Below are 23806 nucleotides of genomic sequence, written 5' to 3'. Positions count from 1 at the left end.
GCACAATGTCGGCGCGGCCGGCGTGTCGGCGTACGGACACGCGCGCTCGGCGGTCCGGTCACGTCTGCCCGAGCACCTTCAGGAGTCGACGGGCGGCGGTGACGCGGCGCCCGGCCGGCCCGGTCAGGGTGTCCAGCGCGCATTCCGGGTCGGCCGGCGGGCCCATGTGACCGCAGCCGCGCGGGCAGTCCCGGGCCGCGTCGGCAAGGTCGGAGAATGCCAGCAGCACGTCGCCGGGCTGGATGTGGGCCAAGCCGAACGACCGGATTCCCGGGGTGTCGATCACCCAGCCGAAGCTCGGCAGCCCATCGCCGAGGGGCAGCGCCACCGACTGGGACGAGGTGTGTCGCCCGCGGCCGATCTCGGTCACCTCGCCGACCGCCCGATCGGCGTCGGGGACAAGACGATTCACCAGCGTTGACTTTCCGACCCCGGAGTGTCCGAGCAGCACGGTGATCTTGCCGTCGAGCAAGTCGGCCACCGCGAGCAGCGGATCGTCGCGTCCCGCGGTGATCACCTCGAGATCCAGGTCGACGAACTGCTCGGCGAACGGTCCGGGCGGGGCGAGGTCGGTCTTGGTCAGGCAGAGTATCGGCGTGAGCCCACCCGCGTAGGCGGCGATCAGTGCCCGGTCGACCAGGCCGGTGCGGGGCGGCGGGTCGGCAAGTGCCACCACGATCAGCAGTTGGTCCGCGTTGGCGACCACCACCCGCTCGGTGGGGTCGGTGTCATCGGCGGTGCGCCGCAACACCGTTCGCCGCGGACCCCGCCGCACGATGCGGGCCAGGGTGTCCGGACGCCCGGACAGATCGCCCACCAGGTCGACGTTGTCGCCGACGACGATCGAGGTGCGGCCCAGTTCACGCGCGCGCATGGCCGTCACCCGGCGATCGGGTCGCCCACCGAGCGCACACCCCCAGCGGCCGCGGTCGACGCTGACCACCATGGCCGCCTCCGCGTCGGCGTGCTCGGGCCGGGTCTTGGTCCGGGGTCGCGACCCTGTGCCCGAGCGAATCTTGACGTCGGACTCGTCGTAGTCGCCGGGCCTCAACCGCCGGATCCCATGACCATCGCGGTCCACAGCTGCGGGAACTCCGGCAGCGTCTTGGTGGTGGCGGCGATGTCGTCGACCTCGACGCCGGCCACCCGCAACCCGACGATCGCCCCGGCCATCGCCATGCGGTGGTCGGCATGGGCTCGCCAGACACCCCGCCGCAGCGGCGTCGCGGTGATCACCAGACCGTCGGGAGTTTGCTGGCAATCACCCCCCAGGCGGTTGATCTCGGTGCTCAGCGCGGCGAGCCGGTCGGTCTCGTGGCCGCGCAGGTGCGCGATACCGCTCAACCGTGACACCGATCCCGGGGTTGCCAACGCCGCCAGCGCCGCGACCGACGGGGTGAGCTCACCGATGGCGCGCAGGTCGACGTCAACCCCGCCGTAGCTGGCCGATCCGCGCACCTCAAGAGACGAATCAGTATGGTTCACAACGGCATTCAGCTTCCGTAAGATGCTCAGAAGGTGGTCGGCGGGTTGCACACTGGCCGCCGGCCACCCGGCGATTCGCACGCTCCCGCCGCTGGCCACAGCGGCGGCCAGGAATGCGACCGCGTTGGTCAGGTCCGGCTCCACGTCCCAATGCCGCGCCTTGATCACACCGGGTGGCACCCGCCAGCGGTTCGGCACCGAGTCGTCGACATCGACGCCGGCCTGGCGCAGCATCGTCACCGTCATCGCGATGTGCGGGGCGGACGGCAGGGCCGCACCGCCGTGCCGCACGGTCAGGCCGTCGGTGAACGATGCCCCGGACAGCAGCAAGCCCGACACGAATTGTGACGACGCGGAGGCGTCGATGGTCACGGTGCCGCCGGCGACGGTTCCGGTGCCCCGCACCCGAAACGGCAGAGCCGTACCGTCCACCCGGACGCCGAGGCAGCGCAGCGCATCCAGCAGCACTGCGATCGGCCGGGCCCGGGCTTGCTTGTCGCCGTCGAATTCCACCGCCGACTCGGCCAGCGCCGCCAGCGGGGGAACAAAGCGCAAGACCGTGCCCGCCAGACCGCAGTCCACGCGCGCGTCCGGGCCTGGGTGGATGCGGCCGCCCACGGATAATTCGGAGCCGGGCCCGTCCACCCGCAGGCCCAGGGTGGTGAGGGCCCCGATCATCAGGTCGGTGTCGCGGCTGCGCAGCGCCCCGGTGATGGTCGATGCGCCCTGGCCCTGGGCGGCCGCCAGCGCCGCCAGCACCAGCGCCCGGTTGGTCTGCGACTTGGAGCCGGGCACGGTCACGGCGGCGCGCACCGGCGTCCGCGCGTACGGGGCCGGCCACGGCTCGATGCTGGTCACCGCTACATCCTGCCGTGTCGGCGGGTGCCGTGGGTACCGGGCACCATGGGAGTCATGTGCGGACGGTTCGCCATCACCACCGACCCGGCCCTGCTGGCCGAGAAAATCAAGGCGATCGACGAGGCCAGCAGCGCGGGCTCCGCGGCCGCGGCGCCCAACTACAACGTGGCGCCCACCGACACGATTGCGGCGGTGGTGTCCCGTCATAGCGAGCCCCACGACGAGCCGACCCGCCGGGTACGGCTCATGCGCTGGGGATTGGTGCCGTCGTGGACCAGGGCCCGCCCCGACGGGGCACCGGACACCAAAGGCCCATTGCTGATCAACGCGCGCGCCGACAAGGTCGCCACCTCGCCGGCGTTTCGGACGTTGGCGCAGGGTAAGCGCTGCCTGGTGCCGATGGACGGCTGGTACGAGTGGCGGGCCAATCCTCAATCCGCCGAGGGCGTGGCAGGCAAGAAGGCCGCCAAGACGCCGTTCTTCATCCACCGTAACGACGGCGGCCTGGTGTGCATGGCCGGGCTCTGGTCGGTGTGGCGGCCCAACGGTTCGGCGGCACCCTTGTTGAGCTGCACCATCATTACCACCGACGCGGTGGGCGAGTTGGCGAAGATCCACGATCGCATGCCGCTGATGCTGGCCGAAGAGGACTGGGATGCCTGGCTGAATCCGGATGCCCCACTGGATCCCGAGCTGCTGGCCCGGCCGCCGGACCTGCGGGACATCGAGCTGCGTCAGGTGTCGACGCTGGTCAACAGTGTGCGCAACAACGGGCCCGAGCTGCTGGCGCCGGCCAAGCCGCAGCCCGAACAGACCACCCTGCTCTAAGGGTCGTCGTGGGGCAGGCCTAGATGCCGTCGGCAGGCTCCCCGGTGGCTTTGGCTACCGGTCACGCCCGCATTGCTCGAGCGGACGCTCCAAACGGTCGGCCACCGCGTCGAGGAACGGGTGCTTGTCGCCGTCGAGATAGTCCGCCGGCGGCCGCCAGTCGATTCGGCCCATCTTCCCGGCGAACAGCCCGTAGCCGATCAGCTCCTGCAGTCGGGGCTCGAAGCGGCGCACCAACTCTCGCGGAATGCTGAGCTGCTGGTTGACCTGCTGGCGTACGAATCCCGCGCAGAAGTTGATGGTCAATGCCGGCCGTGGCGCCTCGGTACGGTTCGCCGCAGCGGTATGCCACAGGCTGCCGTTCCAGACCAGCGCGTCGCCCGCTTTGATCTCGATCGGCTTGCCTTCGGGGTATGGCGGCGACGGCCGCTCGGCCCACCGATGCGAACCGGGCACCACCCGTGTGGCGCCGTTGTCGGCGGTGAAATCGCACAACGCGATCAGCGCATTGCACAGGATCGGTTGGTGCGGCCGCGGTAGCGGATACATCTCGTCGTCGCAGTGCAGCCGCTGGGCGACCGCCCCCGGCAACTGGTTGCTGGTCATGCACCACGACAGCAGGCAGTCGCGACCCAGGACGCCCTCGATCACCGGAAGCAGCTTCGGGTGTACCGGCAGCACCTCGTAGCGGCTGCCGTGCAGCAGCAGGTTGTCGATGCGTACCCAGTCGTGGTCGGCCTGGTTGACCGGAGCGTACCCGGACCAGGCCAAGCCCTTGACGACCGTCGTGGAGTTGGCGACAACAGTCGGCAACTCCCGTTCCAGCCGACGCGTGTCCGCCAGGAACGCGGCGACTGACTCAGCGTCGAGAACATCCTCGACGACGGTGTAGCCGAACTCGTTGATCTCGCCGACGTGACGCTCGATCGATGAGTCCTGGGTCATCAGGATGGCAGCAGGTCCTTTTCCGACTCGCCCTGGTCGCGGTCGTCTTCGGTGGTGGTGACGTCGTCCGGGTCAGCCATGATGCCCTCCGCTGATACGAGTGCCGATGCGACGGCAGTAACCCTAAGCGCTTCGGCATTGCGGCGCACCAGATCAGCGGAAAATCGTGCAGACTGCTCACCCTGCAGAACGCCACCCGGCCGGCGGTCACCGCCGGCGAGAAGGCGCATCAGGCCTCGCTGCGCTCTCATTAGCCGCCACCCGTGGACCCCAGGAGTGCCGGGGCTACCCAGCAACCCGCCATTGCCTGCCGCGCCGCCCACCCCGCCGGCGGTGCCGTTGCCGAAGGCGCCGCCGTCACCGCCGGTTCCGCCGATGCCGATCAGGATGCCGACGTGAACACCGGCTGGACAAAGCGCCCCGGGCAACCTTGGGGCAGGTCTAGGGCTGGACGTATCCCGGCGGGTTGACGTCCTCCACCCACAGGTCGACACCAAGCTGGGCACCCGGCACGCAGTCATAGACCGACAGGTCGGTCACGCCGGACTCGACCAGCACGTCCTCGCACAGCACCGAGTTACCGGTGTACTCGCGGGAAGGCTTGTTGAAAATGACATAGGCAGCGTCGGCGTACACCTCGGGTTTGCGGGATCGCGCCATCGCCTCGTCGCCGCCCAGCAGGTTCTGCACCGCTGCGGTGGCCACCATCGTGCGCGGCCACAACGTGTTCGATGCGATGCCCTCGCCGCGCATTTCCTCGGCGATCCCCAGCGCGCACAGCGTCATGCCGTACTTGGCCATCATGTAAGCCGTCGGCTTCAGCCACTTCTTGTCGAGCAGCACCGGCGGCGACAGCGTCAGGATGTGTGGGTTCTCCCGTCCCTTCATGTGGGGGATGCACGCCTGCGAGACGGCATAGGTGCCGCGCACCTGAATGCCATTCATGAGGTCGAACCGCTTCATCGGCACCTCGGTGATAGATCCCAGGTTGATCGCCGACGCGTTGTTGACGCAGATGTCGATGCCGCCGAACCGCGCGGCGGTCTTGGCCACCGCAGCCTCGACGGAAACCGGGTCGCGGACGTCCCCGACGATGGGCAGTGCCTGTCCGCCGGCTTCCTCGATCTCCTGAGCCGCGGTGTACACCGTGCCCGGGAGCTTCGGGTGCGGTTCGGCCGTCTTGGCGATCAGGGCGATGTTGGCGCCATCACGCGCGGCGCGCTTGGCAATCGCCAGGCCGATACCGCGACTGGCGCCCGAAATGAACATGGTCTTGCCGTTAAGGGACATGGCGTCACCCTAACGCCCTGTTCGGTGCGACCGGGTTGCGGGACCATGTCGTCCCGCATCAAGACCGAGACCGCCCTGGAAATAGCGCACCGGCTCACGCCGTTGATTGGTGCGGTTTCTACTGTCGGTCGCAGCCTCTAGATTGGGAACAGGGGAGTCTGGTGTCAACGGCGACGAGCCTCATGGGTGAGCAGCGGTTGGCGGGCCGTGACGTCGCAACCGAAGGGACCGTGTTAATCAAGATGGCCGACATCGATGGCGTGACCGGGCCGGAGGTTGGCGAGGCCGAGCCGCCCGAGGAGACCGACGAGGAACTGACGGCGCGTTTCGAACGTGACGCGATTCCCCTGCTGGATCAGCTATACGGCGGCGCGCTGCGGATGACGCGGAACCCGGCCGACGCCGAGGACCTGCTGCAGGAGACGATGGTCAAGGCCTACGCGGGATTCCGCTCGTTCCGGGCGGGCACCAATCTCAAGGCGTGGCTCTACCGCATCCTGACCAACACCTACATCAACAGCTATCGCAAGAAGCAGCGGCAGCCGGCCGAGTATCCGACCGAAGAGATCACCGATTGGCAATTGGCATCCAACGCTGAGCACTCCTCGATGGGGCTGCGTTCGGCTGAGGTCGAGGCGCTGGAAGCGTTGCCGGACACCGAGATCAAAGAGGCGCTGCAGGCGTTGCCCGAAGAGTTCCGCATGGCGGTCTACTACGCCGACGTCGAAGGATTCCCCTATAAAGAGATCGCCGAGATCATGGATACGCCGATCGGGACCGTGATGTCGCGGCTGCATCGCGGCCGACGTCAGCTGCGTCGTCTGCTCGCCGACGTGGCCAAGGACCGCGGCATCACCCGTGCTGACCAGATGCACGAGGAGGTGTCGTCATGAGCGAGTGGTTCGGGCCAACCGACCCGTGCGCGGGTGGCGATGATTCTCCCGGCTATATCGATTGCGCTGAAGTGATCGCTGAGGTATGGACCCTGCTTGATGGCGAATGCACGCCGGAGACCCGCCAGAAACTACGCCGGCACCTTAAGGCCTGCCCGGAATGCCTCAAGCATTACGGGCTCGAGGAGCGCATCAAGGCGCTGATCGCGACCAAGTGCCAAGGCGAAAAGGCCCCGGAGGGCTTGCGGGAGCGCCTGCGGTTGGAGATTCGCCGCACCACCATCATTCGTGGTGGGCAGCAGCGGTTCTAGGTCTCACCGGCTACGAATTGGGCCGTTTACCGTGGTTGGCTTTGCTGTGCTTGCGGTCGCGCTTTTTGCGGCCACGCTTGGCCATGGGAAACCTCCGGAGGTCGTTGAGTGCGGGGCCCATAGCGTGCGGCCCGGTCGCTGCACAGTGTCCCATGCGGCCGCCGGCGCGGACTCGCCAGCCCGCGCGCCGCGGCCGGCGGCGGTCTTATGCTTCGATATACATGGGTCTGGTGGATCAGCAGTCAGCATGCGCCGATGGCCGAAATGAGTGGGGTGAAGATGGCCGAGGATGTTCGCGCTGAAATCGTGGCCAGCGTGCTCGAAGTCGTTGTCCGCGAAGGCGACCAAGTCGGCAAGGGTGACACCGTGGTGCTGCTGGAATCCATGAAGATGGAGATCCCCGTGCTCGCCGAAGTCGCCGGCACCGTCAGCAAGGTCAGCGTGTCGGTCGGCGATGTCATTCAAGCTGGCGACCTTATCGCCGTGATCAGCTAGCCAGCGACCAAGGTTTGTACCCACCATCCCCGCTGAGCGACCCGGGAGCCGCGCATGTCCACGCTCGGTGATCTGCTTGCCGAGCACACCGTGCTGCCGGGCAACGCGGTCGACCATCTGCACGCGGTGGTCGGGGAGTGGCAGCTGCTGGCCGACCTGTCATTCGCCGACTACCTGATGTGGGTGCGCCGCGATGACGGCGTGCTGGTGTGTGTGGCACAGTGCCGGCCGAACACCGCACCGACGGTCTTGCAGACCGACGCGGTGGGCGGCGTGGTCGCCGCCGAAAATCTGCCGCTGGTCGCCGATACCTTCGCTTCCGGGATCGCCACGTGGGAATGCGGTGTGGGCGAACAACATTCGTGGCAATTGCCGGGTCCCAACGTCGAGGCTTCCCCGGTGCGGTATGGCGATCAGGTGGTGGCAGTGCTGACGCAGCATCAAACCGAACTGGCGGCCCGGCGCAGGACCGGGCATTTGGAAACCGCATATCGGGAGTGCGCAACAGATCTGCTGCACATGGTTGCGGAGGGCACTTTTCCCGACGTGGGGGACGTGGCCATGTCGCGTTCCACCCCGCGAGCCGGTGACGGCTTCATCCGGCTCGATGTCAACGGCGTTGTTGCCTACGCCAGCCCCAATGCGCTGTCGGCGTATCACCGCATGGGCCTGACGAGCGAGCTGGAGGGCCACAATCTGATCAAAGTCACCCGGCCGCTGATCTCGGACCCGTTCGAAGCGCAAGAGGTGGCCGAGCATGTGCTCGACCTGCTGGCCGGCGGCGCGAGCATGCGGATGGAGGTTGACGCCGGCGGGGCGACGGTGCTGTTGCGCACGCTGCCGCTGGTGGTGCACGGTCGTAACGCCGGCGCCGCGATCTTGATCCGCGATGTCACCGAGGTGAAGCGTCGGGACCGCGCGCTGATATCCAAAGACGCCACCATCCGAGAAATCCACCATCGGGTGAAGAACAATCTGCAGACGGTGGCGGCACTGTTGCGGCTGCAGGCCCGACGAACCGCCAACGCCGAAGGCCGGGAGGCCTTGATCGAGTCGGTGCGCCGAGTGTCGTCGATCGCGCTGGTTCACGACGCGTTGTCGATGTCGGTGGATGAGCAGGTGAACCTCGACGAGGTCATCGACCGGATCCTGCCGATCATGAACGACGTGGCGTCGGTGGACCGACCGATCCGGATCAACCGGGTCGGTGACCTCGGTGTGCTGGACTCCGACCGGGCGACGGCGCTGATCATGGTGATCACCGAACTGGTACAGAACGCGATCGAGCATGCGTTCGACTCGGCGGCGCAGGAGGGTTCGGTGACGATTCGAGCGGAGCGTTCGGCGCGCTGGCTCGATGTCGTGGTGCACGACGACGGGCGGGGTCTGCCGCATGGATTCAGCCTGGAAAAGTCGGACAGCCTGGGCCTGCAGATCGTGCGAACCTTGGTCTCTGCCGAGCTGGACGGATCGTTGAGCATGCGGGAAGCCGTCGGGCGCGGCACCGACGTGGTGCTTCGGGTGCCGATCGGTCGGCGGGGCCGGCTGCTGCTGTAGCGCGATGCGCAGCAGTGCGGCCCCGACGGTTGTCGGGGCCGCACTGCTGCCAAAGCCGGGTCGTCAGACCCCGCTGCGGGCCTTTGTCCGAGCGTTGCGGCGTTTGAGCGCACGCCGTTCGTCCTCGCTCATGCCGCCCCAGACGCCCGAGTCTTGACCGGTATTCAGGGCCCAGGCGAGGCACTCCGTGGTCACCGGACACCGGTTGCAGACCAGTTTCGCGTCAGCGATCTGAGCCAGAGCCGGGCCGCTGTTCCCCACCGGGAAGAACAGCTCCGGATCCTCGTCACGGCAGACCGCCTTGTGGCGCCAATCCATTAGTTGCTACTCCTCACTATGTGCGCAGCACTGCACACGGGCGTTTTTCTTGGCGGTTAACGCGTTCACACGAAAGGTTTCCGTACCCCTCCATGTCTCTGCATGCCCGATGCACACAACCTTTCGATCGTTTCACAGGCTCAACGGATGTCAATAGTGTTACGTAAGCGCGTGGGCTATCTCACTTTGACGTTCTCTTACCGAAGCCCTCATTCAGTTGTACTACACTGCCGGGCCAATTGCCGCCCACGGTTGTGTCGCGGTCGTGTCTCATCTTCGATTACCGCAGGTCAACTGCAGTTTTGGGTGGGGGAGCAACCACCTTCAGCGCGTTCGGAACCGCCCGGAACGTCATCGTTTCGCGCAGGCCGAGGTAATCGCCGTCGAACTGACACGCGGCGGGGTCCGCCGTGCTGGTGACCCTCAGCCACGGCACGTCGTCATCGGTGACGAGATGCTTGAACGCGAACTTGGGCCGCTTGGCGAACATCTGCCGGACAATCCGCAGGGTGGGGATGGTCTTCATGGTGGTGGGGGCGAACACGCCCAGCCCGGACTCGAAGGTGCAGCCGGGATTGGTCCACACCGGTCGGTGGTTTGCGTAGGTCCATGGACTGGCGTTTGACACGAACACGAAACTCACCCCCATGATGGGCTCGCGGCCGGGCAGTTCCAGCTTGAGGACGGGCTCGCGGCGCGTGTAGCGCAGCACGGCGGGCACGGACGCTCGAATGTAACGCCAGGCTGTGACTTTGCCACCCCGGTCGCGTTCGGCCTCGACCGCGGCCACCACCTCGGCGTCGACCCCCATCCCGGTGTTGAACACGGCCCAGCACTCGCCGCAGTCGATCAAACCGATGCGGCGCCATTGCCGGTGCCGCTCGTAGTCGTCGAGCAGCTCGATGAGCTGGTTGGTGGCGGCAATCGGCTCGCGGGCGATGCCCAGCACCCTGGCCAGTACATTCGCCGAGCCGCCCGGCACGACCGCTACCGCCGGCACGGGTCCGGCCGGGTTCGTGCCGGGGCGGCCCAGCATGCCGTTGACCACTCCGCTAACCGTGCCGTCCCCGCCATGCACGACAACCAGGTCTACCCCGTCCGCAACCGCCGCCCGGCCAAGTTCGGCCCCGTGACCTCGGTGTTTGGTGTGTTCGACGGTGAGTTGGAGGCGGCTTTGGAGCGCGTGCGCGACCAGGTCGCGAGCGGCCGGTGTGATGGAGGTGGCGGTGGGGTTGACGATCAACACGGCGCGCATGGGCATGACGCATGAGCTTAGGCGCGGCGACGATGCGGGCCGGTGTGGCCCGCTGAGGAGCCGGGCGATTGGGCTGAGGCGCGGCGACGATGCGGGCCGGTGTGGCCCGCTGAGGAGCCGGGCGATTGGGCTGAGGCGCGGCGACGATGCGGGCCGGTGTGGCCCGCTGAGGAGCCGGAGGCGTTTTCACATCCACCACATTGGTCACTGCTGGGAACGATGCTCGCGTTGTGCCCGTCTCAGCGCGACAACCCGGGTGAGTCACGATGAGGCGCAGCCACCTAGCGGCTCCCGCTGTGGTTGTCGCTACAAGGTGGGCAAATTCGTTGTCGCCCAGCGCAGATACTGATGTGACGGCTGCGACCAATGCGATGCAGCTGGCCAGTGCTGAACCCGAGCGATCACGTGCAGCGGGTCACCAATGCCGCCATGGCTACGCTGACGGTGTGACCGTTCGCGTTCCGATCACCGTGCGTGGCGCAGGGCTGGTCGTCGCCGCGCAGGGCACCGCCGCGCTGGTGGTGGCCGCGGTGCTGGTGGTGCGCGGGATCGCCGGAGCCGACCAGCATGTCGTCAACGGCCTGGGGACGGCCGCCTGGTTTGTGCTGGTCGGTGGAGGGGTGCTGGCCGCCGGCTGCGCGCTGGTGGGCGGCAGGCGCTGGGGCCGCGGGGTGGCGGTGTTTGCCCAGCTGTTGCAGCTGCCCGTGTCGTGGTATCTGGCCGTGGGCTCGCACCGACCTGTATTCGGGATCCCGCTGGGACTGGTGGCGCTGACCGCATTGGCATTGCTGTTCAGTCCTTCGGCCGTGCGTTGGGCGGCCAGCTTCGATCAGCGTGGTCCGGCCAGCGCGGCCAATCGCGGGCCGGAAAGCCGATAAGTGGTCCACTCGCGCTGTGGTTGTCCGCCGATCCCTTTGTAGAGCGCGATCGCATCGCAGTTCCAGTCGAGCACCGCCCATGACAGCCGTGTGTAGCCGTTGTCTCGGCATTCACCTGCCAGCGTTGCCAGCAGCCCACGGGCCAGCCCGCGGCGGCGAAATCTCGGTCGCACATAAAGATCCTCTAGGTAGATGCCCGCGACGCCGTCCCAGGTGGAGAAGTTGAGAAACCACAGCGCCATCGCGGCGACCGCGCCGTCAATCTCGGCCACGTGTCCTCGTAACGTTGGAGAATTACCGAAAAGCGCTGTGGATATTTGTGTTTCGGTGACCGTGCAGTGATCCGCGGCGCGCTCGAATTGGGCGAGCTCGTGGATCATGGCCGTAATGTCAGCGATGTCCTTCGGTGTGGCACGGCGGATGTTCTCGGTCACTTCGCGACTCCCAACGCGGTCAGTATGGTGGCGAATTTCGTTGTGGTTTCGTCAACTTCGTCATCCGGATCCGACTCCGCGACGATGCCGCCGCCGGCGTGCGCCAGCGCGCTGCGACGGTCGGCCGACAGCTGCGCGCAGCGGATGGCTACCACCCATTGGCCATCGCCGCGCACGTCGCACCAGCCCACGGCACCGGCGTAGAAGCCGCGATCGCCCTCCAGTTCGGCGATGAGTTTGGCGGCATCGCTGGTCGGGACACCGCCGACCGCGGGAGTGGGATGCAGCGCCAGCGCCAGATCGATTGCGGTGGTTGATGTGTCGCGCAACTGGCCACTGATTGGCGTGCACAGGTGCCAAACCGCCGCGGTGCGGCTCAACCGGGGTTCGGGTGCGACGGTCAACCCGTCGCACAGTGGCTCGAGTGCCGCGCGCATGGTGTCGATGACCAGCTGGTGTTCGTGTCGGTTCTTGGCCGAACCGGCCAGCGCGAAACCGTTGGCGGCGTCGAGTTCGGGATCGGCGGCCCGTGCAGCCGATCCGGCGAATGGCAGGCACACGATGCGCTCGCCGGAGCGCGCGACGAGCAGTTCGGGGCTTGCGCCCACCAAGGCTGCCCCCGTGTACTCCGCGCCGGCCGGCGATAGGTCGACGAGATAGCCGTATGCGGTTGGGTCGGCATCGACCAGCCGACGCAGTACCACGCGCGCGTCTAGCGGAGCGTCGGCCGCCAGCCGCAGCGCTCGGGCCAGCACCACCTTGCGCAGCGGGTTGCCCGGCGAGGCGAGCCGATCTCGCGCACGGCCGATCCGGGCGCGGTAATCGGACGGAGTTGGCATGGCCGCAGCGATGCGAACCACCGGCAGCGGTCCCGTCGGCCAGTTGGGCAACCCTTCGGCGCGCCGCACCGCACGCGGCACCTGCAGCGCAGCGGGCCTATTCACGTCGAAAGGCAACGCGCCCACCAAGATTGGCGCCGCTCCGGAGCGCAGTGCCGCTTGCGCCGCCCGCGCGTCCTGATAGCACGCCCGCACGCCGTCGGCGACCAGGGTCCCCCTGGGCCCACTCAGCGTGAACGGTGTTTGGTGGGGTCTCAACCGCCCGCCCCCTCACCGCGCTGCCGCGCAGCGCGCATCCTCACGTGCGGCATCACCGACCGGTCAACCCGAGCTTGCTGACCTGCCGCATTCCGTGCTCGAACCCGCAGATCCCGATCGATCCGGTCGCCATGCCGAAGCGGGTGCCCTGCGCGAGCGGCAACTCGACCCAGCGGGTGATCACCGCCCGAGAGAAGTGGCCATGACTGATGAACAACACGTCGCGCGTTGGCAGGTGCGCCAACGCCAAGGTAACGGCCAGGTCCGCGCGATCACGGACCTGGGCGACGCTTTCACCGCCGGGGCATCCGTGGGTCCACACCAGCCAATCGGGTTCGGATTCGCGGATCTGCGCGGTGGTCAGGCCCTCGTAGCGGCCGTAATCCCATTCCGCGAGCAGTGGCGATACCTGATCGACGGTGAATCCGGCCAGCTCGGCGGTTGCCAGGGCGCGGCGGCGCGGGCTGCTGATCACCACCGGGTCAACGAGGTTGAGATCACGCAGAGCCCGCCCGGCGAGCTCGGCCTCGACCCGGCCGGTGTGGGTCAGCTCTAGCTCGGTACGGCCGGTGTGTTGGCCGGATTTCGACCAGGCGGTCTCGCCGTGGCGGAGCAGCAGCAGTCGGTGCTTGTGCACACCCATGCCGACCGATTCTGCCGGACGACATGCCGGACCCGTCGGCCGAACCACGCGGCGGTGCACGTGCCAGGATGGGCATGTGACAGAGACCCGGGTATTGGCGGTGGCCAACCAAAAGGGTGGGGTGGCCAAGACGACGACGGTCGCCTCGCTCGGCGCGGCGATGGTGGACAAGGGACGGCGGGTACTGCTCGTCGATCTGGATCCGCAAGGTTGTCTGACCTTCTCCCTCGGCCACGATCCCGACAAGCTGCCGGTGTCGGTGCACGAGGTGCTGCTCGGTGAGGTCGAGCCCGACGTCCCGCTGGTTTCGACGATAGAAGGGATGACACTGCTGCCGGCCAACATTGACCTGGCAGGTGCCGAGGCGATGCTGTTGATGCGGGCCGGGCGCGAGTATGCGCTCAAGCGAGCCCTGGCCAAACTCTCCGACCAGTTCGACGTGGTCCTCATCGATTGCCCGCCGTCGCTGGGTGTGCTCACCCTCAACGGTCTGACGGCCGCCGACGAGGTCATCGTTCCGCTGCAGTGCGAGACCCTGGCGCACCGGGGCGTCGGTCAGTTCCTGCGCACGGTCGCCGACGTCCAGCAGATCACCAACCCCAATCTGCGGCTACTGGGCGCATTGCCGACGCTGTATGACTCCCGTACCACGCACACCCGCGACGTGCTGCTCGACGTCGCCGATCGCTACGACCTACAGGTGCTGGCTCCGCCCATCCCGCGCACCGTGCGGTTCGCCGAGGCCAGTGCCTCGGGCGCGTCGGTGATGGCCGCGCGTAAGAACAAGGGCGCGGTGGCCTACCGGGAGCTAGCGCAGGCGCTGCTCAAGCACTGGAAGTCCGGCAAACCGTTGCCCACGTTCAGCGTGGAGCCGTAGCGGGTGGGCGGGGCGAGGAGACGCAAAAGCGCCCAAAACTGCGGGTTTTGGGCGCTTTTGCGTCTCCTCGCGCAGGCGCCAGTCAGCCCAGGACCGCCACGGTGTCGCCGCGCTGCTCGATGACTCGCGAGCCCGAGACGATCGGGATGACAGCGGAGGTGCTCGGCGGTCGGGTCACCGGGATGTAGCGACTGTTCACCCCGCTGACCGGGTCGTACACCCCGATTCCGTCGGTGACCGGCACCAGCAGCTGACCTGCCATCATCACACCGGGGCCCAGCGGCGCGGTCGTGTCGCCGGCGGCGATGGTGTAGCGGTGGGCCAGGGTGCCGGCATCGAAGACCAGTAAGGCGTCGCCGGTCCACCAGGTCACCAGGTTGCCGGTCTGCGACACCGCGGCCGCGGGTGACGGCGGCCTGGCCAGCAGGGTGCTCGCCACGGTAACGCCGGTCTCGTCGATCACCTCCACTCGGGACGGCCCGCCGGAACCACCAGGCAGGTACACCGCGGTGGTGTTTTGCGAGACCACCAGCACGCGCGCACCCGAACCCGGCCGGATACCGGGTTGGGGCACGATGCGTTGTTCCGGTTCGTCGTCTTCCTTGCCCGGGCGCAGCAGCACGAGCCGCAGGTCTGCCTGGTTCGCACAGGCCTCCAGCACCGCGACCGCCGACGAGCTGGCCGCGGCCGACTCCAGCGTGCAACCGGAGTGTAGGCCGCGGTTGGCGGGTTTCACCCGGGCGTCGATCTCGCCGTAGGACAGCATCCGCACCATGTCCGAGCGCCACAGTTCCAGGCGTGTGTTGCCGGCCGACAACACCGTCGAGCCGTCGGTGGAAAGACGCACGCGCCGATCGGCGTAACTGCTGCGGGCCGGTCCGCGCCGACCGGTGGAGCCGTCGATGGTGCTGACCTGACCGCAACCGCGGCCATCCCGGTAGACCGCAACGGCGTAGTGGTACACCCAGCTAACCCCACACAGCGCGGTGTCGCGGGCGTAGCTCCACAGTGACTCACCTGTGGCGGGGTCGCGCCCGTCCACCCGGTGCCCGTCGCCGGTGACCACGGTCCCGCCCACCGCCACGGGCACTCGGGTGGCGGGACTGCTCGCGGTCCAGAGGTGCTTCAGCGAGGCCGGTACCTCCCGGGCCGGGGTCGGGCTGGGCACCGCAACGGCGGCCGGCCGGCTGATGGTGGCGCGGGCGTCGCTGGTCCACCAGATCAGCGCGGCGATCGCCGCGACCACGACCGCGATCGCCGCGGCGGCCAGGATATCGACCTTGGTGCGGCGTTCGGGTCGGACCATGCGGCAGCGACTCAGTTGGCCGGCGCGGCGAGGCCGTCGTGGACGCCGGTCCGGGGCCCACGACGACGACGGCGCCGCCGGGTCGTTCCGGTGCCGCCGGACGGGGAGACCGGCGCAGACGCGGCGCCGGCGCCGGACTTCGGGGCGGACCCGGTCTGCGCGCCGGCTTCGCCGCCGACGCCCGGGCTGGTGGCGGGGTGTGCGGTGATGGGCTTGCCGCCGCGGGTGCGCCGGCGCCGAGAGCCGTTGGGTGCCCGCCCCGGCTGCTCACGCTGTTGGCCGTCGCGGCCCCCCCGCCGCCTGATCTGCGATGTGCGCGGCGAGCCGACGGTGCCGCCGGCACCGGCCGGGATGGCCAGCTCGGCGTACAAGTGCGGTGAGCTGGAGTAGGTCTCGGCCGGTTCGGGGGCGCCCAGGCCCAACGCCTGGTCGATCATCGCCCAGCGGGGCAGCTCGTCCCAGTCCACCAGGGTGACCGCGACGCCGGCTCGGCCGGCGCGGCCGGTGCGCCCGATGCGGTGGACGTACATCTTTTCGTCCTCGGGGCACTGGTAGTTGATGACGTGGGTGACGTCGTCGATGTCGATGCCGCGAGCGGCCACGTCGGTGGCGACCAACACGTCGATCTCGCCGGTGCGAAACGCCTTCAACGCCTTCTCGCGCGCCACCTGCCCGAGATCCCCGTGCACGGCGCCCACCGCGAAGCCGCGCTCATGCAACTCGTCGGCAACCTTTTGGGCGGTGCGCTTGGTGCGGGTGAAGATCATCGTCGCGCCCCGATCCCGGGCTTGCAGCACCCGGCTGACCAGTTCCACCTTGTCCAGCGCGTGAGCGCGGTAGACGAACTGCGCGGTGGCGTCGTGCACCGCCGAGGAATGCGGTGCCTCGGCGCGGATGTGGGTGGGTCGGATCATAAATGTCCGGGCCAGGGTGATGATCGGGTCGGGCATGGTCGCCGAGAACAGCATCGACTGGCGATCGGTGGGGATCTGACGCAGGATGCGTTCGATATCGGGAAGGAAGCCAAGGTCGAGCATCTCGTCGGCCTCGTCGAGCACCAGCACCGACAACCCGCCGAGCTGCAGGTGGCCCTGCTGGCACAGGTCAAGCAGCCGACCGGGGGTGCCCACCACGACGTCGGCGCCCTTCTGCAGCGCCTCGATTTGCGGCTCGTAGGCCCGTCCGCCGTAAATCGACACCACTGACAGGCGGCGGCCGTCGTCGGCGTTCAGGTACTTGGCCGCGGTGGCAAGGTCGTCGGTCACCTGCAGGCACAGCTCACGGGTGGGTACCACCACCAGGGCCCGTGGGGCGCCGGTAAGCGGCCGCACTCCGGTGCCCGAGCAGATGCGCTGCAGCAATGGCACGCCGAAGGCAAAGGTTTTTCCCATGCCGGTGCGGGCCTGGCCGATCACGTCGTCGCCAGCCAGCGCAAGCGGCAAGGTGAGTTCCTGAATAGCAAAGGGCCGCGTGATGCCCTTTTCCGCTAACGCGCGGACTATTTCGTCGCGGACCCCAAGTTTGGCAAAGGTTGGCCCGGGAGTGCTCTGGAGTGCGGTCATCGGTGGTGGAAGAACCTTTCGGTGACGGTATCGGTCTGGTGTCGGTGCATCTCTGTCGCGGTTCGCGCGCACGAGTTCCGACTCCGATCACGTCGCCGAGTCGCCGGCCGCTGCCCAGTGTGGGGCTCAATCCGGGATGAAACCCCGGGTTTGGGCGGGCCAGCCACGTGCACGCACATTTCACCGGTAGCGGCAGCACAGAAATCACGCCACTACCTAGGAGCATGATAGCCGTTGCCCGGCAGGTTCCCGTTTTCCTCGACGGCCGCCGAATTAGAGTGTTGCCATGTCTTCGCCCCCATCCGCCGACCGGGTGGCCGATTCGCCCAGGCCACCGCTGCCGGCGGATCATCCCGGCGTCAATGAGCTGTTCGCGCTGTTGGCCTATGGCGAGGTGGCAGCCTTCTACCGGTTGACCGACGAGGCGCGGATGGCGCCGGACCTTCGGGGGCGGATCTCAATGGCGAGCATCGCAGCCGCCGAAATGGGGCATTACGAGCTGCTGCGTGACGCGCTGGAACGTCGCGGTGTCGACGTGGTGGCGGCGATGTCCAAGTATGTGTCACCGCTGGAGAATTACCACCGGCTCACCACCCCGAGCACGTGGCTGGAAGCCCTGGTGAAGACCTACGTCGGCGACGCGCTGGCCGCCGATTTGTATCTGGAGATCGCCGGCGGGCTGCCCGACGAGGTGGCCAACGTGGTGCGGGCGGCGTTGTCGGAGACCGGGCACTCCCAGTTCGTCGTTGCCGAGGTGCGCGCCGCGGTAACGGCCAGCGGCAGGCAGCGCAGCCGGCTGGCGCTGTGGGCTCGGCGTCTGCTCGGCGAAGCGATCACCCAGGCGCAGTTCGTGCTGGCCGACCACGACGAGTTGGTCGACCTGCTGGTGTCGGGAACCGGCGGCCTGAGCCAGCTCGGTGCGTTCTTCGACCGGCTACAGCACACCCACGACCAGCGGATGCGCGAACTCGGTCTCAGCTAGATGAATCATTCCCAACCTGGTCGGTGGTCCTAGGCGATCAGTGACCGTTTGACTGGGCTGTTGATCTTCCGGTTGTGCCTGATCACAGCGGCACGGCACCGGGGTGCCGTCGACCAGGCCGAGATCGTCGGCCCACGACGGACACTGCGTGGCCAGATACCCGCCGAACGTGCAACCATGGCGGCATCGCCCGGCGCGTCTCCGCCACCAGTGCACGTTCGACGCAGCCGGTGCACACTCGGCGGAATTACTCAGCTAGCACCCTAACGGGTGCAGGTCGTGATGACGGAGTTCTTGGTCGACGCCACCACCAGTTGGCCCGCAGCGTTGACGATCGAGCAGTTGAGACGACCGTAGATGCTGGTCGCGATGACCGACTCGGTCTGCACGCCCGGGTTCAAGACCACCATTTTCGTCCAGGGCAGGGACACGTTGAAGACGGTTACCGGGAACCCCCGCTCGTCGGTGTAGACCACGTTGACCAGGTCGAAGAGCTGCTTGGTTCCGGTCACGCGGTAGACGACGGTGCGCGGATTCAGCACGGCGCCCGGGGGCGCGGCGCCCGGCGGCGCGGCGGTGGATGTTCGTGTCGGCCCGGTGCCAGGCGCCGGGGTCGAGCCCGCGCTGGGCGGTGGCAGCGTGGTGACCGTCTCCGGCGGAAGTTGCGGCCGCGAGATGCCCGGTGCCCCGCTGGGTTCGGGTACAGCGCTGGACGGTGGTGTCGTTCGCGGCGTGCTGGACATCACCGTCCGCGGTGCCGGCGCTCCGATGGTGGCCTTGGTCGTCGCGCTGTCCCCGCTGTTGATGATCACCGCGGTCGCGACGGCACCGACGGCCACCACGGCGCCGACCACCGCCGCGACCCCGCGCCATCGACGATCGGCGGGCCAGGCCAGCTCGTCTGCCGAATGGCCCCAGCCGCCGGGGAAGCCGTCGTCGTCCGGGTAGTCCTCGACGTCCCGAACGTTGCCGTAGAGAGTGTTACCTGTGTTACTGATGATGCTCATGGTACGAATGTGGGACGGGTGGCACGGCCGACGCGTTGGCGTGTCGGGCCAACCTAGACCTAATCGTGATGAACGCGCGCAGCCCATTCGCCGACTGGGAATTGCCGGTCTGGGGCGTACCCGGCGCGTGCACTAGCCTGCAGCTGACACGCCTGCGACGAATCGCCAACGGAAGGGGCCACCGTGGAGGTCAAGATCGGTATCACGGACAGTCCGCGCGAGCTGGTGTTCGCCAGTGTGCAGACACCCGGTGAGGTGGAAGAACTCGTCAGCAACGCGCTGCGGGAGGGGTCGGGCATGTTGAGCCTGACCGACGAGCGGGGCCGTCGTTTCCTGGTCAGCGTCGCCAAGATCGCCTATGTCGAGATCGGCGCCGCCGACGCTCGCCGGGTTGGCTTCGGGATCGGCGCCGATGTGGCCGCTATTGGGAGGACGGCTCCGAGCGAGTAAGCGGCACGTGCGATAGCCCGCCCCAGGCGAACTGTACGGTGCCTTCCACCGCGTCCGACTTGGAAATCGGACGGCCGGAATCGAGCCAGTACCTAGCGGCGTCCACGCTCATGCCGACCAGGCCCACCGCAATCATCCGGGCGCGGTGTGGGTCCAGTCCGGAATCGGCGCTAATCAGCTCGGACACCGCGTCGATGCAGGATTCGGTGGCCACCCGCACCTGAGCCGCCACCTCGGGCTCGGTGACGTAATCGTTCTCGAAGATCAGCCGGTAACCCTGGCTGTCGTGCTCGATGAAGTCGAAGAATGCCTGCACCGCCGCGTGTAACCGCTGTCGGTTGTCGGTGGTGGTGCGCAGTGCTTGCTGCACGCCGAAAACCAGGTTGTCCACGTGCCGGCGCAGCACCGCCAGGTACAATTCCAGCTTGCTTGAAAAGTGTTGATACAGAACAGGTTTACTGACTCCAGCCCGGTCGGCGATCTCGTCCATGCCGGCCGCGTGGTAGCCGCGGTCGACGAAGACATCGCTGGCAACGACAAGCAATTGGCCACGGCGCTCATCGCGCGGCAACCGGTTGCCGCGCCGGCTCGAGGCCGCCGCGTGGTCGATCGGCCGATCGCGGTCGCCCGCTCGGAAGGCCCGTCGGTGCGCCGCCTTGGCGAGATCGCTCATCGGTCCTCGTCTGATCGCACTGGTTCGCGGTCACTTGCCATCCCGGTGGCCGCATGGTTTGTCGCACCGACATTACTACCTGCGGCCTCATACCGACCCGAACCGGCGCCGTCGGCGCCCAACCGGTGGCGGTCGGAGGGTATTCGGGCGCGCCAGGGGTCCCAGCCAAGGCCGGTTGTGCCATCCTGGGGAAATGACTTCCCCGCGGCCGGTGCGCAGCGCTGGCCGAGTGCCTGTGCTGCGCGACGAGTGGCGTGAACCGCTGCGCGCCCAGCGCGACCCGCTCGGACAGGCCGCAGGACGGGCCCGGGCGGACCGCGACCGGCCGCGGCGATGGCGCAAACAATCTTGGCTGGGTCGGTTCGTGTCGACCTACGGTTGGCGCGCATATGCGCTGCCCGCGCTGATCGCGATCACCGTGTTGGTGGTGCACCAGACGGTGACCGGGACGGGTGCGCCGAAGCGGGCGTCGGCCCAGACCATCCATGACCCGCCGGCCATCGGCGTGGTGGGCACGGCGATCATCGATACCCCCCCTCGCGGCCTGGTAGCGTTCGACGCCGATCTGCCGACCGGAACCTTGCCGGAGGGCGGCCCATTCACCGAGGCGGGCGACAAGACCTGGCGCGTGGTTCCGGGCACGATGCCACAGGTCGGTCAAGGCAGCGCCAAGGTGTTCAAGTACACCGTCGAGATCGAGAACGGCCTGGACACGACGATGTATGGCGGTGACAACGCGTTCGCGCAGATGGTCGACCAGACACTGGCCAATCCCAAGGGCTGGACACACAACCCGCAATTCGCATTTGTCCGGATCGACAACGGAAAACCCGACTTCCGCATTTCGCTGGTGTCGCCGATGACGGTGCGCGAGGGGTGTGGCTACGAATTCCGGTTGGAGACGTCCTGCTACAACCCGTCGTTCGGGGCGGATCGGCAGTCACGGGTCTTCATCAACGAGGCCCGTTGGGTGCGCGGGGCGGTTCCGTTCGAAGGTGATGTCGGTTCTTACCGGCAGTACGTCGTCAACCACGAGGTCGGCCATGCCATCGGATACGTGCGTCACGAGCCCTGCGACAAGCAGGGCGGGCTGGCCCCGGTGATGATGCAGCAGACGTTTTCCACGTCCAACGACGACGGGGCCAAGTTCGACCCCGAATGGGTCAGGGCCGACGGCAAGATCTGTCGATTCAACCCCTGGCCCTACCCGATCGCCTAGCCCCGGCGACGATGCGCGCGCGCGCGCGGCAGGGAATTGGGTCTAGCCCCGGCGACGATGCGCGCCGCGCAGCGGCGTGAGGAGGAGCGGGGCAATTGGGTCTAGCCCCGGCGACGATGCGCGCCGCGCAGCGGCGTGAGGAGGAGCGGGGCCTGTTGACGGTTGCTCCGGGAAGTGTCGGGGGTTGTTTGCCGTTGTAAGGCAGAGCTGCTGTGATGGATATGCACGACGCGCATCAGAAGTTGAATCGCGAAGGTTACCGAGGAGATATTCGGTGTCGAGTTCGTTGCCGCCGCTGGTCGAGCCCGCGTCTGAGTTGAGCCGCGAAGAGGTCGCCCGCTACAGCCGCCATCTCATCATTCCCGAGCTGGGTGTCGACGGGCAGAAGCGGCTTAAGAATGCGCGGGTGCTGGTCATCGGCGCCGGCGGGCTCGGAGCGCCGGCCTTGCTGTACCTGGCCGCCGCCGGCGTCGGCACCATCGGCATCGTCGATTTCGACGTGGTCGACGAGTCCAACCTGCAGCGTCAGATCATCCATGGCGTGGCCGACGTGGGGCGTTCCAAAACCCAGTCGGCGCGCGACTCGATCGTCGCGATCAACCCTTTAATCGAGGTGCGATTGCACGAGGTCCGGCTGCAGCCCGGCAATGCCATCAACCTGTTCAAGCAGTACGACCTGATCCTGGACGGCGCCGACAACTTCGCCACCCGGTATCTGGTCAACGATGCCGCGGTGCTGGCCGGAAAGCCCTATGTGTGGGGCTCGATCTACCGCTTCGAGGGCCAGGTGTCGGTGTTCTGGGAGGACGCCCCCAACGGTTTGGGTCTTAACTATCGTGACCTGTACCCGGAGCCACCGCCACCGGGGATGGTGCCATCCTGCGCCGAAGGCGGAGTGTTGGGCATCGTTTGCGCGTCGATCGCGTCGGTGATGGGCACCGAGGCGATCAAGCTGATCACCGGGATCGGCGAGCCCCTGCTTGGCCGGTTGCTGGTGTATGACGCCCTGGAGATGAGCTACCGAACGATCAGGATCCGCAAGGACCCGTTGACGCCCAAGATCACCGAGCTGATCGACTACGAGGACTTCTGCGGTGCGGCGTCCGACGATGTCGCGCAAGCGGTCAGCGACTCGACGATTACCCCGCGAGAGCTGGGCGAGCTGATGGACTCCGGCACGAAGCTGGCCCTGATCGACGTTCGCGAGCCGGTGGAATGGGACATCGTGCATATCGATGGCGCCCAGCTGATCCCGCAATCGTCGATCAACTCGGGCGAGGGTCTGGCCAGGCTGCCCCACGACCGACCCGCGGTGCTGTACTGCAAGACGGGTGTGCGCTCGGCCGAGGCGTTGGCGATCGTGAAGAAGGCCGGTTTCGCCGATGCGTTGCACCTGCAGGGCGGGATTGTGGCCTGGGCCAAGCAGATGCAGCCCGACATGGTGATGTACTAGCGACCAAGGGTCGCTGGGTCGAGACCGGCCGGATACCCGGTGGGCTCTACGGGTTCTGGTGGGCAGCGACCCGCCGCGCCCCGCTTCGCGGCGCTGGTGGTCACCACTAGGCTGACCCGTGTGAGTGTCGAGCCACCGCCCGAGCATGTGTTGGCGGCGTTCGGTTTGACCGGTGCGCGGCCCGTGCCGTTGGGGGCCGGCTGGGAAGGCGGCTGGCGATGTGGCGAAGTCGTGGTGTCGATGGTGGCCGATCATGCCCGTGCCGCCTGGTCGGCCCGGGTGCGGGAATCGTTGTTTGTCGACGGTGTACGCCTGGCTCGGCCGGTGCGCTCCACCGATGGCCGGTACGTGGTTTCCGGCTGGCGGGTAGACACTTTCGTCGCCGGCACGCCAGAGCCCAGGCACGACGAAGTGGTGTCGGCCGCGGTGCGACTGCACGAGGCGACCGGCAAGTTGGAGCGCCCTCGATTCCTTACCCAGGGTCCCACCGCGCCCTGGGCGGACGTCGATATATTCATCGCCGCCGATCGTGCCGCCTGGGAGGAGCGGCCGCTGCAGTCGATTCCGCCCGGGGTGTGGTCGGCGCCTGCGACCCCGGACGCCGAGCATTCCATCGATCTGATCCATCAGCTCGGCTCGCTGCGTAGGCCGACCAGGAGCCCGAACCAGCTGGTGCACGGGGATCTTTACGGGACAGTGCTTTTCGTGGGCGCGGCCGCGCCCGGGATCACCGACATCACCCCGTACTGGCGGCCCGCGTCCTGGGCGGCCGGTGTGGTGGTCGTCGACGCGTTGTCCTGGGGCGGGGCCGACGATGGACTCATCGAGCGGTGGAGCGCGTTGCCGGAGTGGCCGCAGATGTTGTTGCGCGCCTTGATGTTCCGCTTGGCTGTGCACGCGTTACACCCGGGGTCCACCGCGGAGGCCTTCCCGGGTCTGGCCCGCACCGCGGCGCTGGTGCGGCTGGTGCTGTAAGCCGCACCCAATGTG

The 23806-nt window shown here is 67.7% G+C and carries 27 protein-coding genes; 12 read left to right on the top strand and 15 right to left on the bottom strand.

Annotated features, from left to right (window positions below; all coding sequences use genetic code 11):
* Positions 1 to 58: 58 nt before the first annotated feature.
* Positions 59 to 1051 carry a ribosome small subunit-dependent GTPase A gene (gene rsgA, locus G6N20_RS12135; protein WP_083047460.1) on the bottom strand — a complete coding sequence of 331 codons (993 nt, stop codon included), beginning with the start codon at positions 1049 to 1051 and terminating at the stop codon, positions 59 to 61.
* Positions 1048 to 2334 (bottom strand): 3-phosphoshikimate 1-carboxyvinyltransferase, encoded by a 1287-nt coding sequence (aroA, locus tag G6N20_RS12130; protein ID WP_142271979.1) that lies wholly within the window; start codon positions 2332 to 2334, stop codon positions 1048 to 1050. Before aroA ends, rsgA begins: the two co-directional genes overlap by 4 nt.
* Before the next feature lie 63 nt (positions 2335 to 2397).
* Between aroA and G6N20_RS12125 the strand changes: the two genes are divergently transcribed.
* Positions 2398 to 3171 (top strand): SOS response-associated peptidase, encoded by a 774-nt coding sequence (locus G6N20_RS12125; RefSeq protein WP_083047349.1) that lies wholly within the window; start codon positions 2398 to 2400, stop codon positions 3169 to 3171.
* A gap of 54 nt (positions 3172 to 3225) precedes the next feature.
* Here G6N20_RS12125 and G6N20_RS12120 read toward each other — a convergent pair whose 3' ends face one another.
* From G6N20_RS12120 to G6N20_RS12110, 3 genes are read right to left on the bottom strand one after another with little or no spacing between them, the layout of a single operon-like run.
* Positions 3226 to 4116, bottom strand: coding sequence for a phytanoyl-CoA dioxygenase family protein (locus G6N20_RS12120; RefSeq protein ID WP_083047347.1), 891 nt, complete (start codon positions 4114 to 4116; stop codon positions 3226 to 3228).
* Positions 4116 to 4544, bottom strand: coding sequence for a hypothetical protein (locus G6N20_RS12115; protein WP_083047345.1), 429 nt, complete (start codon positions 4542 to 4544; stop codon positions 4116 to 4118). Before G6N20_RS12115 ends, G6N20_RS12120 begins: the two co-directional genes overlap by 1 nt.
* Positions 4545 to 4557: 13 nt before the next feature.
* Complete coding sequence (locus G6N20_RS12110; RefSeq protein WP_083047343.1) at positions 4558 to 5406, bottom strand: SDR family oxidoreductase; 849 nt, start codon at positions 5404 to 5406, stop codon at positions 4558 to 4560.
* Between the two features lie 242 nt (positions 5407 to 5648).
* On the opposite strand from G6N20_RS12110, the gene G6N20_RS12105 reads away from it, so the two are divergent.
* Both G6N20_RS12105 and rsrA read left to right on the top strand, forming a co-directional pair.
* Positions 5649 to 6299 (top strand): sigma-70 family RNA polymerase sigma factor, encoded by a 651-nt coding sequence (locus G6N20_RS12105; RefSeq protein ID WP_163663249.1) that lies wholly within the window; start codon positions 5649 to 5651, stop codon positions 6297 to 6299.
* Positions 6296 to 6610, top strand: coding sequence for a mycothiol system anti-sigma-R factor (rsrA, locus tag G6N20_RS12100; RefSeq protein WP_083047339.1), 315 nt, complete (start codon positions 6296 to 6298; stop codon positions 6608 to 6610). Before G6N20_RS12105 ends, rsrA begins: the two co-directional genes overlap by 4 nt.
* A gap of 10 nt (positions 6611 to 6620) precedes the next feature.
* On the opposite strand, the gene G6N20_RS22245 is transcribed toward rsrA, so the two are convergent.
* The gene (locus tag G6N20_RS22245) at positions 6621 to 6695 is read right to left on the bottom strand and encodes a 50S ribosomal protein bL37 (RefSeq protein WP_085976515.1); all 75 of its coding nucleotides are present in this window, start codon (positions 6693 to 6695) and stop codon (positions 6621 to 6623) included.
* Positions 6696 to 6889: 194 nt separating this feature from the next.
* Here G6N20_RS22245 and G6N20_RS12095 point away from each other — a divergent pair, with 194 nt between their 5' ends.
* Positions 6890 to 7105, top strand: a complete 216-nt coding sequence (locus G6N20_RS12095; protein ID WP_083047458.1) for a biotin/lipoyl-binding carrier protein — start codon at positions 6890 to 6892, stop codon at positions 7103 to 7105.
* Between the two features lie 54 nt (positions 7106 to 7159).
* A complete protein-coding gene (locus G6N20_RS12090) occupies positions 7160 to 8662 on the top strand; it encodes a sensor histidine kinase (RefSeq protein ID WP_083047337.1) in 1503 nt (500 codons plus the stop codon).
* A gap of 63 nt (positions 8663 to 8725) precedes the next feature.
* Here G6N20_RS12090 and whiB1 read toward each other — a convergent pair whose 3' ends face one another.
* Together whiB1 and G6N20_RS12080 are read right to left on the bottom strand one after the other, a co-directional pair.
* Positions 8726 to 8980, bottom strand: a complete 255-nt coding sequence (whiB1, locus tag G6N20_RS12085) for a transcriptional regulator WhiB1 (RefSeq protein WP_083047334.1) — start codon at positions 8978 to 8980, stop codon at positions 8726 to 8728.
* A 280-nt stretch (positions 8981 to 9260) separates the two neighbouring features.
* Positions 9261 to 10235 carry a diacylglycerol/lipid kinase family protein gene (locus G6N20_RS12080; protein WP_083047332.1) on the bottom strand — a complete coding sequence of 325 codons (975 nt, stop codon included), beginning with the start codon at positions 10233 to 10235 and terminating at the stop codon, positions 9261 to 9263.
* 446 nt (positions 10236 to 10681) lie between these two features.
* Between G6N20_RS12080 and G6N20_RS12075 the strand changes: the two genes are divergently transcribed.
* Complete coding sequence (locus G6N20_RS12075) at positions 10682 to 11113, top strand: hypothetical protein (protein WP_083047456.1); 432 nt, start codon at positions 10682 to 10684, stop codon at positions 11111 to 11113.
* On the opposite strand, the gene G6N20_RS12070 is transcribed toward G6N20_RS12075, so the two are convergent.
* Genes G6N20_RS12070 through G6N20_RS12060 form a run of 3 tightly spaced genes read right to left on the bottom strand, consistent with a single transcriptional unit; the run spans position 11065 to position 13287 of the window.
* On the bottom strand, positions 11065 to 11547 hold the full coding sequence (locus tag G6N20_RS12070; RefSeq protein ID WP_083047330.1) for a GNAT family N-acetyltransferase: 483 nt from the start codon (positions 11545 to 11547) through the stop codon (positions 11065 to 11067). The genes G6N20_RS12075 and G6N20_RS12070 overlap by 49 nt on opposite strands.
* Entirely contained in the window at positions 11544 to 12644 is a 1101-nt protein-coding gene (locus tag G6N20_RS12065) for an isochorismate synthase (protein WP_083047328.1), read from the bottom strand. Before G6N20_RS12065 ends, G6N20_RS12070 begins: the two co-directional genes overlap by 4 nt.
* A gap of 52 nt (positions 12645 to 12696) precedes the next feature.
* Positions 12697 to 13287, bottom strand: coding sequence for an acid phosphatase (locus G6N20_RS12060; protein ID WP_083047326.1), 591 nt, complete (start codon positions 13285 to 13287; stop codon positions 12697 to 12699).
* 76 nt (positions 13288 to 13363) lie between these two features.
* Between G6N20_RS12060 and G6N20_RS12055 the strand changes: the two genes are divergently transcribed.
* Positions 13364 to 14164 (top strand): ParA family protein, encoded by an 801-nt coding sequence (locus G6N20_RS12055; protein ID WP_083047324.1) that lies wholly within the window; start codon positions 13364 to 13366, stop codon positions 14162 to 14164.
* Between the two features lie 82 nt (positions 14165 to 14246).
* On the opposite strand, the gene G6N20_RS12050 is transcribed toward G6N20_RS12055, so the two are convergent.
* The gene (locus G6N20_RS12050; RefSeq protein ID WP_163662972.1) at positions 14247 to 15470 is read right to left on the bottom strand and encodes an Rv3212 family protein; all 1224 of its coding nucleotides are present in this window, start codon (positions 15468 to 15470) and stop codon (positions 14247 to 14249) included.
* An 11-nt stretch (positions 15471 to 15481) separates the two neighbouring features.
* On the bottom strand, positions 15482 to 17032 hold the full coding sequence (locus tag G6N20_RS12045) for a DEAD/DEAH box helicase (RefSeq protein ID WP_083047320.1): 1551 nt from the start codon (positions 17030 to 17032) through the stop codon (positions 15482 to 15484).
* 286 nt (positions 17033 to 17318) lie between these two features.
* Here G6N20_RS12045 and G6N20_RS12040 point away from each other — a divergent pair, with 286 nt between their 5' ends.
* The gene (locus tag G6N20_RS12040; RefSeq protein ID WP_083047318.1) at positions 17319 to 18014 is read left to right on the top strand and encodes a ferritin-like fold-containing protein; all 696 of its coding nucleotides are present in this window, start codon (positions 17319 to 17321) and stop codon (positions 18012 to 18014) included.
* A 263-nt stretch (positions 18015 to 18277) separates the two neighbouring features.
* Here the strand turns inward: G6N20_RS12040 and G6N20_RS12035 are convergent, their stop codons facing one another.
* Complete coding sequence (locus G6N20_RS12035) at positions 18278 to 18853, bottom strand: MmpS family transport accessory protein (protein ID WP_083047454.1); 576 nt, start codon at positions 18851 to 18853, stop codon at positions 18278 to 18280.
* A gap of 351 nt (positions 18854 to 19204) precedes the next feature.
* Here G6N20_RS12035 and G6N20_RS12030 point away from each other — a divergent pair, with 351 nt between their 5' ends.
* Entirely contained in the window at positions 19205 to 19471 is a 267-nt protein-coding gene (locus tag G6N20_RS12030) for a DUF3107 domain-containing protein (protein ID WP_083047316.1), read from the top strand.
* Here G6N20_RS12030 and G6N20_RS12025 read toward each other — a convergent pair.
* The gene (locus tag G6N20_RS12025) at positions 19443 to 20144 is read right to left on the bottom strand and encodes a TetR/AcrR family transcriptional regulator (protein ID WP_163662969.1); all 702 of its coding nucleotides are present in this window, start codon (positions 20142 to 20144) and stop codon (positions 19443 to 19445) included. The two genes, G6N20_RS12030 and G6N20_RS12025, sit on opposite strands and share 29 nt — an antisense overlap.
* A gap of 193 nt (positions 20145 to 20337) precedes the next feature.
* Here G6N20_RS12025 and G6N20_RS12020 point away from each other — a divergent pair, with 193 nt between their 5' ends.
* From G6N20_RS12020 to G6N20_RS12010, 3 genes are all read left to right on the top strand, one after another.
* Positions 20338 to 21363, top strand: a complete 1026-nt coding sequence (locus G6N20_RS12020; protein WP_083049890.1) for a DUF3152 domain-containing protein — start codon at positions 20338 to 20340, stop codon at positions 21361 to 21363.
* A gap of 274 nt (positions 21364 to 21637) precedes the next feature.
* Positions 21638 to 22816, top strand: coding sequence for an adenylyltransferase/sulfurtransferase MoeZ (gene moeZ / locus G6N20_RS12015; protein WP_083049888.1), 1179 nt, complete (start codon positions 21638 to 21640; stop codon positions 22814 to 22816).
* 120 nt (positions 22817 to 22936) lie between these two features.
* Positions 22937 to 23791, top strand: coding sequence for a TIGR02569 family protein (locus G6N20_RS12010; RefSeq protein ID WP_083049886.1), 855 nt, complete (start codon positions 22937 to 22939; stop codon positions 23789 to 23791).
* Positions 23792 to 23806: the final 15 nt, after the last annotated feature.

The sequence above is a fragment of the Mycobacterium shinjukuense genome, assembly GCF_010730055.1.
GTDB classification, from domain to species: domain Bacteria; phylum Actinomycetota; class Actinomycetes; order Mycobacteriales; family Mycobacteriaceae; genus Mycobacterium; species Mycobacterium shinjukuense.
This window is presented reverse-complemented; position numbering and strand designations above follow the sequence as displayed.